Here is a 12,831-nt window from a genome sequence, read left to right as displayed (position 1 = left end):
ACGACGCCGAGCCGGGACCCGGGCTCAGGCGATGCGGCCCGGGCCGCCGAGCAGACCGTCGACCTGGTCGACGGCCCCTTCGACCGCGGCCTCGTCGGCCGGCGACTCGCCGTGCAGCTCGACGGGCTCGGGGCTGTCGCCGTGCACGGCAGCCGGGTCGGTGCGCTCGTCGGCGTCGTGGTTCGCAGGGTTCGTGGGCGTGCTCATGGGTGCCTCTCTCAGGGGGCCGACGCTCGACCCCGGTCAGCCCGAAGCTACCCGGCACGTCCGACACGGCTCCCAGCGGATCAGGACCGGCACCGCGCCTCCCGGGGGTCGGCACGGAGTCGACCGAGCCACCCGCCCGCGTCCGACCACGGACGGCCGCCGACTAGTAGACACGAGGGAGGCGCGCAGCCCGATCCGTGCACCTCCAGACCCGCCGGACTCCCGGCAGAAAGGGCCGACGATGTCGTCTCCCCGCACCCCCACCACCCGAGTCGCCGTCACCGGCGGCAGCGGCAAGCTCGGCCGCGCCGTCGTGCGCGACCTCGCCGAGCACGGCTACGAGGTCGTCCTGCTCGACCGGGTGCCCAGCCCCGACCCCGTCGAGGGCGTCGTGTTCGTCAAGGTCGACCTGACCGACTACGGGCAGGTCGCCCAGGCATTGACCAGCGTCGACGACCGGTACGACCACATCGACGCCGTCGTGCACCTCGGGGCGATCCCGGCTCCAGGCCTGGTGCCGAACGCCGCCCTCTTCACCAACAACGTCACCTCGAGCTACAACGTGTTCGCCGCGGCCCGGGCCGCCAAGATCCGCAACGTCGTGTGGGCCTCGAGCGAGACCCTGCTGGGCATCCCCTTCGACATCGACCCGCCCTACCTGCCGCTCGACGAGGAGTACCCGGTGCGGCCCGAGTCGTCGTACTCGCTCGGCAAGGCCGTCGAGGAGGAGATGGCGCGGCACTTCACCCGGTGGGACCGCCAGCTCAAGCTGATCGGCCTGCGCTTCTCGAACGTGATGGACGACGGCGACTACTCGGAGTACCCCTTCGACGAGACGCCCGAGAAGCGCACCTTCAACCTGTTCTCGTACATCGACGCCCGCGACGGAGCGCAGGCCGTGCGCCGGGCGCTCGAGAGCGACCTCGTCGGCTTCGAGGCGTTCATCATCGCGGCCTCCGACACCGTGATGAACACCCCGACCGCCGTCCTCGCCGAGCAGTACTGGCCGCAGGTCGAGAAGCGCCGGGCCGTCGAGGGCGTCGAGCCGCTGCTCAGCAGCGACAAGGCCCGGGACCTGCTCGGCTTCGTGCCCGAGTACTCCTGGCGCGAGTGGGGCGAGCGCACCGGCAACCACCGCGGCTGACGCGCGACCCTCCGACCGACGACCCGCGCCTCCTGATCCGTCGGACCAGGAGGCGCGGGTCGCATCACGAGGCGCGCCTCACCCCCGATCACCACCGGCGCTAGCCTGGCCGCATGGCACAACGGGGTTCGTACGCGAAGGGTGTCGCCAAGCGCACCGAGATCCTCGACACGGCGCTCGAGGTGGTCGCCCGCAACGGCTTCCGGGGCACATCGGTCAGAGAGCTCGCCGAGTCCGTCGACTTGAGCCAGGCCGGGTTGCTGCACTACTTCGACAGCAAGGACGAACTCTTCACGGCCATCCTCCGCCGACGCGACGAGGTCGACTACGCCCTCGCCGACCCGCACGTCGACATCGTCGAGCAGCTGATCGCGGTCATCCGACACAACGCCGACGTCCCGGGACTCGTCCAACTCTTCGCGAGCATGTCGACGGCCGCGACGAGCGACCCGAGCCACGCGGCCCACGCGTACTTCGTCGAGCGTTACGCCTCGATCCGCGCCCGGGTGGCCGACGCGATCGGCGACCGGCAGGAGCGGGGCGAGGTCCCCGCCGGCCTCGACCCCACCCGCCTCGCGACCGTGCTGCTCGCGGTCAGCGACGGCATGCAGATCCAGTGGATGCTCGACCCCGGGACCGACATGGCCGAGCACGTCGAGCTCGTCTGGCGTCTGGCGCTGTCCGCGGTGGCGACTCCCGCCTGACGCCACCGGGCTCAGGCGCGCAACATGCCCGTCGTCACGAGCTCTCGCACCTGCGGCAGCAGCTCGGCCCGCAGCTCTCGCTCGTCCACTCCGAGCAGCTGGGCGAGCGCGGCGACGATCGCGCCGACGCTCAACTCGCCGTCGCAGGCACCCACCAGCGCCGACAGGGCCGTACCCGAGTCGACCGTCCGGGCGAAGCCGCCGCCCTGCCGCAGCGAGATCACCGTGGGGTCGTCGTTGCCCGGCCAGTAGTGCCGCTCTTCGGTGACGTCGCCCGCGACGACCAGCCGTCGCGCGGCCAGCTGCTCGTCGTCGAGGCCGCGCACCAGGTCGATCGCGTCGAGCGTCCCGAGCAGGTGCGCGCCGAGTCCGACGTCGTTCTGGCCGAGGCCACCGAGGAGGCGCTCCGTGCGCACCACGGGTGGCCTCGTGTCGTCGACGGGCCGACGCACGGTCAGGTACCCGAAGCCGACCTCGACGACGCCGCGGGCCTCGAAGTCACCGAGCCAGGCCTCGTACAGACGCTCGAAGTCGGAGGTGCCGGGTCGGGTGCCGCCGTCCCTGATCCAGGTCTCGGCGTACGCGGTGGGATCTTGAACCTCGCGCTCGACGACCCAGACGTCGACGGGAACGTCGCCCCGGGCCGCCCAGTCGGCGACCGAGTAGGCGCCCTTCTTGCCGGTGACCGCGGCCGCGCCTCCGGACTCCCAGTTGCCCAGCAGTTGACCGACGCCGCCCGGAGCGAGATGACGGCCGAGGCCCTCGACGACCGAGGCGACGAGGTCGTCGCCCACCATGCCGCCGTCGCGGTACTCGTACTCGGGGACGCCCTCGGCCCGAGGCGTGATGACGAACGGCGGGTTCGAGACGATGTGGTCGAAGGTCTCGCCGGCGACGGGCTCGAAGAGGCTGCCCAGGCGCAGCTCGATGCCGTCGACGAGGTTGAGAGCGGCGTTGAACGCGGCGAAGTCGAGGGCCCGTCGAGAGATGTCGGTGGCGACGACGTGCCGGGCGTGCCGGGCCGCGTGCAGCGCCTGGATGCCGCAGCCCGTGCCGAGGTCGAGCGCTCGGTCGACCTGGCGGGAGATCATCAGGCCGGCGAGGGTGGCCGAGGCTCCCCCGACGCCGAGGACGTGGTCCTCGCGCAGCGCACCCTCGACGACGAGCTCGCCGAGGTCGGAGGCGATCCACCAGCCGGCCTCGCCCGAGGCGTCGACGAACGCGTAGGGGCGCAGGTCGATCAGCGCGCGGACCGTGTCGGCCTCTCTCGCGACGAGCCCGAGGGTGACCGCGCCGTCGACGCCCAGGGTCGGCAGCGCCTCGGCGACCGCGTCGACGGTCTGCGAGTAGCCCAGCACGAACGTCAGCGCGAGCGTGGCCGCAGGACGCACCGACGCGTCCCGGGCGGCGCTGCGGGCCAGCGCTCGGCGGGCGGCGACCCGTTCACCACGGAACAGGGCGGCTCCGGCGCGCGACCCCCAGGCGTCGGCACCTTGCAGCCGCTCGACCGTGAACCCGGACGACGCCAGGTCGGCCCTCAGGCGTGCGAGCAGCTCGGGGTCGGTCGAGAGGTGGGGCGTCGAGGGGTCGGTCGGGGTCGTCTGAGGCACCCGTCCATCATGGTGCAGGAGGCGCGGCGGCGGTCACCGAGGACACGTCGCGGGAGGTGCTCGACCGGCGGCCGCGCACCCTGGCGGGGGTCAGGCGGGCAGCACCGAGATCTCGAACTCGCCGTACATGTGGGCGGCGTCACGCAGGTGGTGCAGCGCCTCCTCGGCGTCGAGACGCGAATGGTACGGACCCCGGGCCGGCGCTCCGGGCAGCGAGCGTGCATAGGAGTACTGCAGATACCAGACCGGGTGATCATGTTCGTCGTGCTGCACGATGCTGACTGCGAGTGACATGCCCGGATGCTACGACCGCCGCACCCCGTCCGCCCCCGCTCACAGCGGATCCATCAGCTCGTCCCCGCCGCAGACGCGGCTCGGGCGATGGCCGGCACAACGGTGGCCGGCACAGCGATGGTCGGCACAGCGATGGCCGGCACAGCGGTGGCCGGCACGCGGAAGGCCCGGGTCGTGGTCGACCCGGGCCTTCTCTGGTGGAGCTAAGGGGATTCGAACCCCTGACCTTCTCATTGCGAACGAGACGCGCTACCAACTGCGCCATAGCCCCGGAAACTGCTCTGCCACGATAGCACCTCGACGACGCCCGGATGACCTGAGGCCCCGGGCGCGAGGGTCAGACGGCGCGACGGCGCTGCAGCGCCTCGTCGAGCGAGAAGTCCGACTGCGGCAGATCGTCGATGATGCCCATCCGGGCGAAGCGACTCGGGGGGCGGGGCGGCGCGACCGGCTCGACCCGCGCCTCCTCGGCGGGGACCGCGGCGCCCGCGGGCACGGCGGCGGCGGCAGGAGGCGCGGCGGCGGCCACCTGTGCGTGTCGCGTCGACTGCAGCGCGGCCTCGGCCCGGGCGGCCTCGCGCAGGGCGTCGTGCTGGGCCGAGCGCAGGGACTCGACCGAGCGGCGGGAGTCCTGCTGCAGCTCCGCCGCCGCGGCGTCCGCCGACGATGCCGCAGCGGGACGCTGACGTCCCCGCCGCAGGTAGAGGGGCTTCGGGACGGGCACGGGCGTCCACTGCCGCGACTCCGACGAGGCCTCGTCGTCGCGGAGGACGACACCCTGGCCGAAGACCTGCGAGAAGTCCTTGAGGGGTTGGGCCACGGGAGCGACCACCGCTCGGCGGGCCCGTGCCCGCGACACGGCGGCCAACTGCGTGAGCATCGCGATCGCCCCCGTACCGAAGACGAGACCGGCGACGACGAGCACCCAGGACGACGTCAGGCCCGCGGCGACACCTCCGACCACCGCGACCACGCTCAGCGCGAGCACGACGGTCGAGACCAGGCGGGAGCGTCGCAGCCGGCGCGCGGCGAGGGCGGGGTCGCGGTCGGCGGCCCGCAACACGGGGGCGGCCGCGGCGAGCTCGCGGGTGACGGCGCGCTGACGCGCCGCCTCGTGGGCCCTCCTGAGGGCCTCGCGCCGCGCCTCCTCGTGTCGCAGGATCTTCTGCGCGTCGGCGACCGAGCGGGCGTTCGCCTCGACGCGCACCTCGTCGGGCACCTCGGCGGTCTGGGCGAGGATGCGGAGGGTCTGCTGCAGCCGGACGGCGTTCCGTTCGGTCGCGAGGTACTCGCGTCGCCGCTGCCAGGTGGGCACGAGGTAGACGAGCCAGAGCGCGGCGACGAGAGCGAGGACGACGCCTCCACCCCACGACTCGATGTTCATGGTGACCAAGGTATGAGCGGGCGGGCCCCGGAGGCCGCTGATCGACAGGTGTGTCCGCGTGTCGTGGGACGGATCCGCGCGGAGGACGGACGGACGGCCCCGTGCGGGCCGAGTCGTGAGGGCCGAGCCGTCAGAGCGGCAGCGTGCGTCCGGCTTCGGCCAGAGCCTCGGCCGGGACGCTGCCCTGCCCTGCCGGCACCGTGCCCGTGGTCCAGCGGCGCAGGACTCCCTCGGGCACCTCCTCGGCGACCAGGGCGAAGCAGAAGTGGTCGCGCCACGACCCGTTGATGTGGATGTAGCGACGTCGCAGGCCCTCGTAGCGGAAGCCCAGCTTCTCGACGACACGCAGGCTGGGGGCGTTCTCGGGCCGGATGCAGATCTCCATGCGATGCAGGCCCAGGGCGCGGAAGCAGTGGTCGGTCGCGAGCGCCACCGCGATGGGCGTCGCGTTGTGGCCCGCCGCGCCCTGGGTGACCCAGTAGCCGATGGTCGCCGAACCGAGCGAGCCGTAGGTGATGCCCGAGACGTTCAGCTGGCCGACGAACCGGCCGTCGAGCTCGATGGCGAACGGCAGGCCGAGACCTGCCCGGGCGTTGGTCTGCAGCGAGCGGATGCTGCCGCGCACGTCGTGGCTGGTGAAGCCGTTCGGGTTGGTGGCCTCCCACTGCCGGAGCCAGGACCGGTTCTCCATCAGGGCCTGGTCGAGGTCGCGGGTGTCACGAAGGCGGAGGGCGCGGATGGTCACCGCCCCCTCCGTCAGCGTGGGGATGTTCGTCACGGAACGTGTCGCCTGCTTACTTCTCGAGCCCGGCGGTGAACTCCTTCAACCACGGGCGCAGTTCGCCACCGATGTCGTCCCGGTCGGAGGCGAGCTGCACGATGGCCTTGATGTAGTCGAGTTTGTCACCGGTGTCGTACCGACGACCACGGAACACGACGCCGTACACGCCGCCGGTCCACTCTTCGGCGCCGGCCATCTTCATCAGCGCGTCGGTCAGCTGGATCTCGCCGCCCTTGCCCGGCTCCTGCTTCTCGAGGACGTCGAAGACCTCGGGACGGATCACGTAGCGGCCGATGATCGCCAGGTTCGAGGGCGACTCGCCCTGCGCCGGCTTCTCGACGAGGCCGGTGACCTTGACGACGTCCTCCTCGTCGGTCTTCTCGACCGTGGCGATGCCGTACAGGTGCGTCTGCGAGGGGTCGACCTCGAGCAGGGCGATCACGGTCGCGTTCTTCTGACCCTGCACCTCGACCATGCGCGTCAGCAACGGGTCGCGGGCGTCGATGATGTCGTCACCGAGCAGGACGGCGAAGGGTTCACGTCCGACGTGCATCTTGGCGCGGAGCACCGCGTGACCGAGGCCGAGCGGGTCGCCCTGTCGCACGTAGTGCATGTCGGCCAGGTCGGTCGACTGGTTGACCTTGGCGAGCTTGTCGTGGTCGCCCTTCTTCTTCAGCGTCTCCTCGAGCTCGCTGACGTGGTCGAAGTGGTTCTCGAGCGCGTTCTTGTTGCGGCCCGTGATCATCAGCACGTCGGTCAGGCCCGCGTTGACGGCCTCTTCGACGACGTACTGGATCGCCGGCTTGTCGACGACCGGCAGCATCTCCTTCGGCATTGCTTTCGTGGCGGGCAGGAACCGTGTCCCCAGGCCCGCGGCGGGAATGACTGCTTTAGAAATCGTGAAGCCCATGCGGGTCAGCGTATCCATCCCCGACGTTTCGCGGAGGTTAATAGTCGGACGGTTAAGCTCGTCCTCATGACTGACGACGTCGGCAACGCCAAACGCGCCCTGCGAGCCGAGATCCGCCAGAAGCGCCGCACCCTCGGCGCACACGAGAGGGACCAGACCACCGAGGGCATCACCCGGCACCTCACCGAGTTGGCCACGGCCCTGTCGGTGCGCTCGATCGCCGCCTATCTCTCGACCGACGTCGAGCCCGACACCCGACCGTTCCTCAACTGGGCCTTCGCCCACGACATCCGCGTGCTGTTCCCGATCACCCGCGCCGACGGCCTGCTCGACTGGGCCGTCGGCGACGGCGAGCACGAGACCCGCGGCCTGTTCGACCTGCCGGAGCCCGTCGGCGAGGTGCTCAGCCCGATGGCGATCAACGACGTCGACCTGATCGTCGTGCCCGCCGCGTCCGTCGACCAGGGGGGCATGCGCATGGGCTGGGGTCGGGGCTACTTCGACAAGACCCTCGGCTCGATGGAGCGCCGCCCGCCCGTCTATGCTGTGGTGTTCGACCCCGAGTACGTCGAGTCGGTGCCCCGTGAACGGCACGACCAACCCGTCGACGGCGTCGTCACCCCCTCCGGCATCCACGAGTTCTAGACTCGCCTTCCCTCAGGAGCGCCTCCGTGCCCACCTACTCGTACCGCTGCACCGAGTGCGACAACGCCTTCGACATCGTGCAGTCGTTCACCGACGACACCCTCACGGTCTGCCCGGTCTGCGAGGGCAAGCTCCGCAAGGTCTTCAGCCCCGTGGGCGTGACCTTCAACGGGTCAGGCTTCTACCGCACCGACTCGCGGTCGAAGGGCACGTCGGCCTCGGGGTCGTCCGGCTCGGGCGACAAGGGGTCGTCGTCCGGCTCGTCGGAGAAGAGCTCAGGAGGCGCGAGCGGCTCCGCCACGTCCGGCGCCTCGGGCAGCGGATCGGGTTCGTCCTCGTCCGGCAGCGGCTCGTCGGGCTCGTCGGGCTCCGGCTCGAGCTCGTCGGGCTCGAGCTCGTCGGGCTCTTCCTCCAGCTCGTCCTGACCCGGTCGAGGCGACCGACGGGATCACCCGGGTGCGCCTCCGTGGTTGGCTGTACGTCGAGAATCCCCTCTCGTCGGATCAGAAGGAGTCGCCCATGAAGGGTTTCAAAGAGTTCATCCTGCGCGGCAACGTCATCGACCTCGCCGTCGCGGTCGTCATCGGAGCGGCCTTCACGGCCATCGTGACGTCGCTCGTGTCGAACGTGTTCAACCCGCTCATCGGTGCCGCGTTCAACGCGAGCATGCTGGACGACGCCCTCGTCGTGACGATCCCGACGATCAGTGGCGGCAGCGCGAAGCTGATGTTCGGTGCCGTGATCGGGTCCGCCATCCAGTTCCTGATCATCGCCGCGGTCGTGTACTTCGTGCTCGTCCTGCCGGTGAACAACCTGCTGAAGCGCACCTTCGCCAAGCAGAGGGCCGAGGAGACCCCGGCCGACGTGCCGCCGACCGACGTCGAACTGCTCAGCGAGATCAGGGACCTGCTGCGCGCCCAGGCCGTGCCGGCCCCGGGTTCCGGCTCGCACGCGGCCCCGGTGCTCGAGTCGCGCGACCCGCACAGCGAGAACGGTCCGCTCGGCAGCCGCTGACACCCGGGCGCCCGCTGCCCCATCACCCCGGATGCGAAGACGAACCCCGACGAAACGGGGCTCGTCTTCGCATCCGTGGTTCGTCGCCGCTGAGGCCTTCGGCGGCTCAGCCCCAGTGGGGCGGCACGTCGGCACGCAGTCGCTGGTCGTTCTCGCTCGATCCCTGCCGACCGGGTTCGGGCGCGGGTGTCGGGTCGCTGCCCGGCACCGGGTCGGTGGTCACACGACGCCCGGCCCTCCGTCGGACCACGAGAGGGCGCTGCTCGACCGCCTCGAGGGCGCCACGGGCGTCGCCGTCGGACGCCGCGCCTCCTGACGTCATCGACGGTTGACGTGCTGGCTCGCCGACACGGCCGGCACCTCGTGCGTGTGCGAATCGCCGATCCCGAGCACCTCGGCGACGCGCTCGGCGACGGCGTCGGGATCGGTGAAGAGCTGGAACGCGTGCACGCGGATGTAGTGCCAGCCGAGCCGTCGCAACACCTCGGGTCGCGAGCGCAGCGACTCGCGCAGGCTCGTGCGCGAGAGCGTCGTGTCGGTCTCGATCGTGACGCAGACGCCGTCGTGAGCGGCGACGAGGCCGAGCTTGCCCCGGTGACCGAGGGCGACGGGGATGCCCTTGATCTCGAGCCGGCGGGCCAGGTCGACGAGCATGGGCTCGCTGTCGTCCGGGACGTGTTCGGCCGACGTCCGGGCCTGGACCTCGGTGAGGATCTCGCTGAGCGCGACCGTTCCGTGGCCCATGCGACTCGAGTCGATGTCGCCCGGTTGGAAGCAGGTGACGATGACCATCGACCGGCGCGCACGGGTCATGGCGACCGCGAGCAAGCGCTCGCCGCCCGGCTGGCCGAGCGGACCGAAGTCGCTGAGCACGCGGCCGTGCGGGGTCCGGCCGTAGCCGATCGAGAAGACGACGTGGTCACGGCTCTGCGCGACGCTCTGTTCGAGCGTGGCGACCATGAACGGCTCGCTGCGATCGCCCACCACGAACTCGGTCAGGTTTTTGTGGCCCGAGACCGCGGTGAGCACGGCCTGTTGCACGCGGACGGCGTGCTTGGCCGAGGCCGTCAGCACCATCAGCGACTCACTCGGACGCGTGCGGGCGTGCTCGAGGACGAGGGACACGACGCGGTCGACCTCGGCATCGACGCTCTCGACGGCGCCCGACTCGGGATCGGGGACCGCCGTGCCGCCCGAGACGTAGTCGAGCGCGATGCTGCCGTGGCCGAGGAAGCTGCCCGCCCAGGGCAGGGACTCGATGCGGCCGCCGTAGAAGCGGCGGTTGACCAACTCGGCGAGGTCTTCTCCGCCGGCGCGATAGCTGCGCGTGAGCGAGAGCGTGGGCAGCAGGGTCGCCAGGCGCGCGAGCGCACTCTCGGAGTGGGACGCGGCCAGGGCTTCTTCGTCGGTGTCGACCGGCGGCTTGCCCGGCACGACTCCGATGTCGAACTCGGAGGGCGTCTGGGTCACCGGGTCGCCGAACGCGACCGTCTGTTTTCCGCGACGGATCGCCCCGACGTTCTCGGCCAGGGTCGTGGCCCCTGCGTCGACGAGCACGACCGTGTCGAAGGGAACCGTGTCGGCGATGGTGTGCACCTCGTACGGCGACGCGACCCAGACGGGTGCGATCGCCCGCGACAGGTGCGGGGCCGCGTCGTGCAGCAGACGCGCGGTCAGGTGCCCTTGCCGCAGCAGTCCCTTGAGGGCCGAGGCCTCGTCGGGCCAGTCGACCAACCCGATCTTCCAGTTCTCGGCCAGCAGCCAGGCGAGCAGCTGCGCGCTGCCCGCGGCATGGGCCTCGTCGACGAGGCGGAAGTCTGCTTCGAGCCGGTCGAGCATCGCGGTGTTGGCGCCGAGCAGGGCGCGGTCGGCCTCGAGCAGCGACTCGAGTGCCGAGCGCCACCAGGCGAGCTCGAGTTCGGCGGCGACCTGGTGCTCGGGCACGTGACGGTTGGCCAGGTCGGTGATGAGCGGGGTGAGTTCGAGGTCGCGCAGGGTCGTCATGAGCTCGGTGCGCTCCTGCAGGTTCTGCAGCACGTCGCTCTCGGCGGCGAGGGCCTCGAGCCGCTGCTGCAGCTCGACGACGCCGATCTCGGTCAGCCCGTCGACGCCATCGAGCCCGAGGGGGCCGTCGAGTCGTTCGAGGTCCTGGGACACCTGCTGGTGCAGCACGTGCGTGTCGGCGATGCCCGTCGGCACCTCGGGTGGGGTGCCGGCCGACACGTAGCGCTGCCAGACGACACGTTGCTGTTGGATGCGCTGCAGGGCACCGTGCAGGTCGGCGATGTGCACGCCGGGTCGCACGTACTCGCGAGCGAGCTTCTTGAGGCGTCGGCGGTTGGCGCTCGACATGTCGGGCGCCTCGCGCTTGGGTGCCGTCGCGGCGACCAGTTCGGCGACCGAGCGGTCGAAGACCACGGGCATGAACTTGTCGAGGGTGTCGCGGATCTCGGTGAGCAGGCGCAGGTAGACGCCGAGCTCGGAGACGGTCTCGAACGGGCGCATGCGGGTGCTGCCGATGACGTCCTCGGCCCGCTCGAGGAGGCGGGGAAGGTCGCGGTGGTGCAGGTTCTTGGCGAGCTGGTGGGCGTCTCCGGCCCCGACGCTCTCGGTGAAGCGGGCGCCGTACCAGGGCGAGTCCCCCGGGCCGTACTTGAACTCACCCAGGTTGGCGGCGCCGACCATCGTCTCGGCCACGCGGCCGCGGCCGTCGACCATGGCGGCGATGCTGCGTCGACTGAGCCGGGCGGTGGTCGCCGGGGCGGCAGGCAACAGGGCGAGCCTCGAGAGCTCGGTGAGGCAGTCGAGCACCGAGACGCCGAGTTCGGGGTCACGACGACTGAGGGCGCCGCGGTAGTCGACGAGCACCTTGCGGAGGCGCACGAGGGCGTCGTCGACTTCTCCCATGTGCGGGTGGGTGGCCTTCTCGTTGCGCGAGATGGACCGGATCACGTCACGGCGCAGCGTGGTCGGGCTGACGGCGACGCCCGGCAGGCCGATGTCGGCGAGACGGCTCGTGATGCCCCGCAAGGTCGCCCGGCGGGCGCTGACCACGAGGACGCGCTTGTTCTGCGACACCAGACGACCGACCGCGTTGACGATGGTCTGCGTGCCACCGGTGCCGGGCAGGGTCTTGACGACGACAGAGTTACCGGCGGCGATCTGCGCCACGACGTTCTCTTGTTCGGGGTCGGCGTCGAGGAGCAGGGTGTCGGTCTCGGGACTGCGCTCGTCCTGCGGCGTGGCGGTCGCCGGTCGATGGGCCTCTTCGACCTGGCGGATGGCCATGGGGTTGCCTGCGAGCGCGTCGAGCACCGGGTGGCCCAGCTCGCGGGCGTCGAGGGCCATCTCGGTCGAGACCTCGGCGAACGTCGAGACCACGAGTCGCGGTTGGACCGTGAACCACTCGAGGTGGGCGGTCAGCCCGCGCAGGCGGTCGATGACCGGGTTGGGCGTGAACGATCCCTCGCGACTGGCGAGGGAGACGAAGGACTCGGCGTCGAGCGTGATGCCGAACTGGTCGTGCAGGGCGTCGACCAGCGCCGGGTTGAGGAAGGGCTCGCCGAGCAGCTTGACCTCGAAGTCACGCCCGTGTCGACGGATCGCCAACGGGCGAAGCAGCACGGGGGCCCGGAAGTCTTCTCCGGCGAAGGACCAGGCGGCGACGCCGATGGCCAGGTGCACGGCGTCGATGCCGCGGACCGTGCTCAGTTCGAGCCCCTTCGCGGCGATCTCCCCGGCCGCCGCGCGGGCCGTGCGCAGGGCCAGGTCGTCGCGGATGAGGCTGGAGAGCAGGGTCGTCTTGCCCGTGATGAACTGGGCGAGACCACCCGGGTGGGTCGTGCTCAGCTCGATGCGGGACCGCTGCGAGTCGCCGAAGTGCAGCAGGGTGGACGGGCCGCCGACCCGTCGGAGGGACTCGCGCCAGGTGTTCCACACGGGTTCGGCCACGTTGCCCAGGGACTGCCCCGGGTGACCGAGGCTGACGGCGTGGGGGGAGATCACGCCCGAGGGCGCGCCGGTCGGGACGGCGACGGAGTCGTTCTCGTCGTCATCGTTGCCATGTTGTCTGTCGGCTCGCCACACCCTGACACCTTAAGCGGTCCGCCTCGACAACTGCCGGAGGACGGGCGGTTCC

At 71.1% G+C, this 12,831-nt stretch carries 13 protein-coding genes and 1 tRNA gene; 5 read left to right on the top strand and 9 right to left on the bottom strand.

The genetic code is table 11. The features are described from left to right. Positions 1-24: 24 nt before the first annotated feature. The gene (locus EDF50_RS08540) at positions 25-207 is read right to left on the bottom strand and encodes a hypothetical protein (RefSeq protein ID WP_123519137.1); all 183 of its coding nucleotides are present in this window, start codon (positions 205-207) and stop codon (positions 25-27) included. A gap of 241 nt (positions 208-448) precedes the next feature. On the opposite strand from EDF50_RS08540, the gene EDF50_RS08535 reads away from it, so the two are divergent. Further along, entirely contained in the window at positions 449-1,351 is a 903-nt protein-coding gene (locus EDF50_RS08535; protein WP_123519136.1) for an NAD(P)-dependent oxidoreductase, read from the top strand. 113 nt (positions 1,352-1,464) lie between these two features. After that, the gene (locus tag EDF50_RS08530) at positions 1,465-2,055 is read left to right on the top strand and encodes a TetR/AcrR family transcriptional regulator (RefSeq protein ID WP_123519135.1); all 591 of its coding nucleotides are present in this window, start codon (positions 1,465-1,467) and stop codon (positions 2,053-2,055) included. 11 nt (positions 2,056-2,066) lie between these two features. On the opposite strand, the gene EDF50_RS08525 is transcribed toward EDF50_RS08530, so the two are convergent. The 6 genes from EDF50_RS08525 to galU all read right to left on the bottom strand — a co-directional run bounded on the left by EDF50_RS08525 (position 2,067) and on the right by galU (position 7,034). After that, a complete protein-coding gene (locus tag EDF50_RS08525) occupies positions 2,067-3,665 on the bottom strand; it encodes a methyltransferase (protein ID WP_199738687.1) in 1,599 nt (532 codons plus the stop codon). Between the two features lie 90 nt (positions 3,666-3,755). After that, positions 3,756-3,959 carry a hypothetical protein gene (locus EDF50_RS08520; protein ID WP_123519134.1) on the bottom strand — a complete coding sequence of 68 codons (204 nt, stop codon included), beginning with the start codon at positions 3,957-3,959 and terminating at the stop codon, positions 3,756-3,758. Between the two features lie 195 nt (positions 3,960-4,154). Further along, positions 4,155-4,230, bottom strand: a tRNA-Ala gene (locus EDF50_RS08515). Between the two features lie 66 nt (positions 4,231-4,296). Next, on the bottom strand, positions 4,297-5,343 hold the full coding sequence (locus EDF50_RS08510; protein WP_123519133.1) for a hypothetical protein: 1,047 nt from the start codon (positions 5,341-5,343) through the stop codon (positions 4,297-4,299). 130 nt (positions 5,344-5,473) lie between these two features. Continuing rightward, positions 5,474-6,121, bottom strand: a complete 648-nt coding sequence (locus tag EDF50_RS08505; protein ID WP_123519132.1) for a GNAT family N-acetyltransferase — start codon at positions 6,119-6,121, stop codon at positions 5,474-5,476. A gap of 16 nt (positions 6,122-6,137) precedes the next feature. Beyond that, positions 6,138-7,034 (bottom strand): UTP--glucose-1-phosphate uridylyltransferase GalU, encoded by an 897-nt coding sequence (gene galU / locus EDF50_RS08500; RefSeq protein WP_123519131.1) that lies wholly within the window; start codon positions 7,032-7,034, stop codon positions 6,138-6,140. Positions 7,035-7,100: 66 nt separating this feature from the next. Here galU and EDF50_RS08495 point away from each other — a divergent pair, with 66 nt between their 5' ends. The 3 genes from EDF50_RS08495 (at position 7,101) to mscL (ending at position 8,693) form a co-directional block, all read left to right on the top strand. Then, positions 7,101-7,679 carry a 5-formyltetrahydrofolate cyclo-ligase gene (locus tag EDF50_RS08495; RefSeq protein WP_123519130.1) on the top strand — a complete coding sequence of 193 codons (579 nt, stop codon included), beginning with the start codon at positions 7,101-7,103 and terminating at the stop codon, positions 7,677-7,679. A gap of 26 nt (positions 7,680-7,705) precedes the next feature. After that, positions 7,706-8,104 carry an FmdB family zinc ribbon protein gene (locus tag EDF50_RS08490; RefSeq protein ID WP_123519129.1) on the top strand — a complete coding sequence of 133 codons (399 nt, stop codon included), beginning with the start codon at positions 7,706-7,708 and terminating at the stop codon, positions 8,102-8,104. Between the two features lie 94 nt (positions 8,105-8,198). Then, on the top strand, positions 8,199-8,693 hold the full coding sequence (gene mscL / locus EDF50_RS08485) for a large conductance mechanosensitive channel protein MscL (protein ID WP_123519371.1): 495 nt from the start codon (positions 8,199-8,201) through the stop codon (positions 8,691-8,693). Positions 8,694-8,799: 106 nt separating this feature from the next. Here the strand turns inward: mscL and EDF50_RS08480 are convergent, their stop codons facing one another. Next, positions 8,800-9,015 (bottom strand): hypothetical protein, encoded by a 216-nt coding sequence (locus EDF50_RS08480; RefSeq protein WP_123519128.1) that lies wholly within the window; start codon positions 9,013-9,015, stop codon positions 8,800-8,802. Continuing rightward, positions 9,012-12,779 (bottom strand): ATP-binding protein, encoded by a 3,768-nt coding sequence (locus tag EDF50_RS08475; RefSeq protein WP_123519127.1) that lies wholly within the window; start codon positions 12,777-12,779, stop codon positions 9,012-9,014. The genes EDF50_RS08480 and EDF50_RS08475 overlap by 4 nt, the downstream gene beginning before the upstream one ends. Positions 12,780-12,831 lie beyond the last annotated feature (52 nt).

It is taken from the genome of Frigoribacterium sp. PhB24 (assembly GCF_003755185.1).
In the GTDB taxonomy this organism is placed as follows: domain Bacteria; phylum Actinomycetota; class Actinomycetes; order Actinomycetales; family Microbacteriaceae; genus Frigoribacterium.
The sequence above is the reverse complement of the archived record's forward strand: the minus strand, read 5'-3'. Positions and strand labels throughout refer to the sequence as shown.

What these genes read in the sequence shown, in the direction of transcription:
- EDF50_RS08540 (WP_123519137.1), bottom strand. Translation starts at nt 207, where the DNA reads ATGAGCACGCCCACGAACCCTGCGAACCACGACGCCGACGAGCGCACC.
- EDF50_RS08535 (WP_123519136.1), top strand. Translation starts at nt 449, where the DNA reads ATGTCGTCTCCCCGCACCCCCACCACCCGAGTCGCCGTCACCGGCGGC.
- EDF50_RS08530 (WP_123519135.1), top strand. Translation starts at nt 1,465, where the DNA reads ATGGCACAACGGGGTTCGTACGCGAAGGGTGTCGCCAAGCGCACCGAG.
- EDF50_RS08520 (WP_123519134.1), bottom strand. Translation starts at nt 3,959, where the DNA reads ATGTCACTCGCAGTCAGCATCGTGCAGCACGACGAACATGATCACCCG.
- EDF50_RS08510 (WP_123519133.1), bottom strand. Translation starts at nt 5,343, where the DNA reads ATGAACATCGAGTCGTGGGGTGGAGGCGTCGTCCTCGCTCTCGTCGCC.
- galU (WP_123519131.1), bottom strand. Translation starts at nt 7,034, where the DNA reads ATGGGCTTCACGATTTCTAAAGCAGTCATTCCCGCCGCGGGCCTGGGG.
- EDF50_RS08495 (WP_123519130.1), top strand. Translation starts at nt 7,101, where the DNA reads ATGACTGACGACGTCGGCAACGCCAAACGCGCCCTGCGAGCCGAGATC.
- mscL (WP_123519371.1), top strand. Translation starts at nt 8,199, where the DNA reads ATGAAGGGTTTCAAAGAGTTCATCCTGCGCGGCAACGTCATCGACCTC.
- EDF50_RS08480 (WP_123519128.1), bottom strand. Translation starts at nt 9,015, where the DNA reads ATGACGTCAGGAGGCGCGGCGTCCGACGGCGACGCCCGTGGCGCCCTC.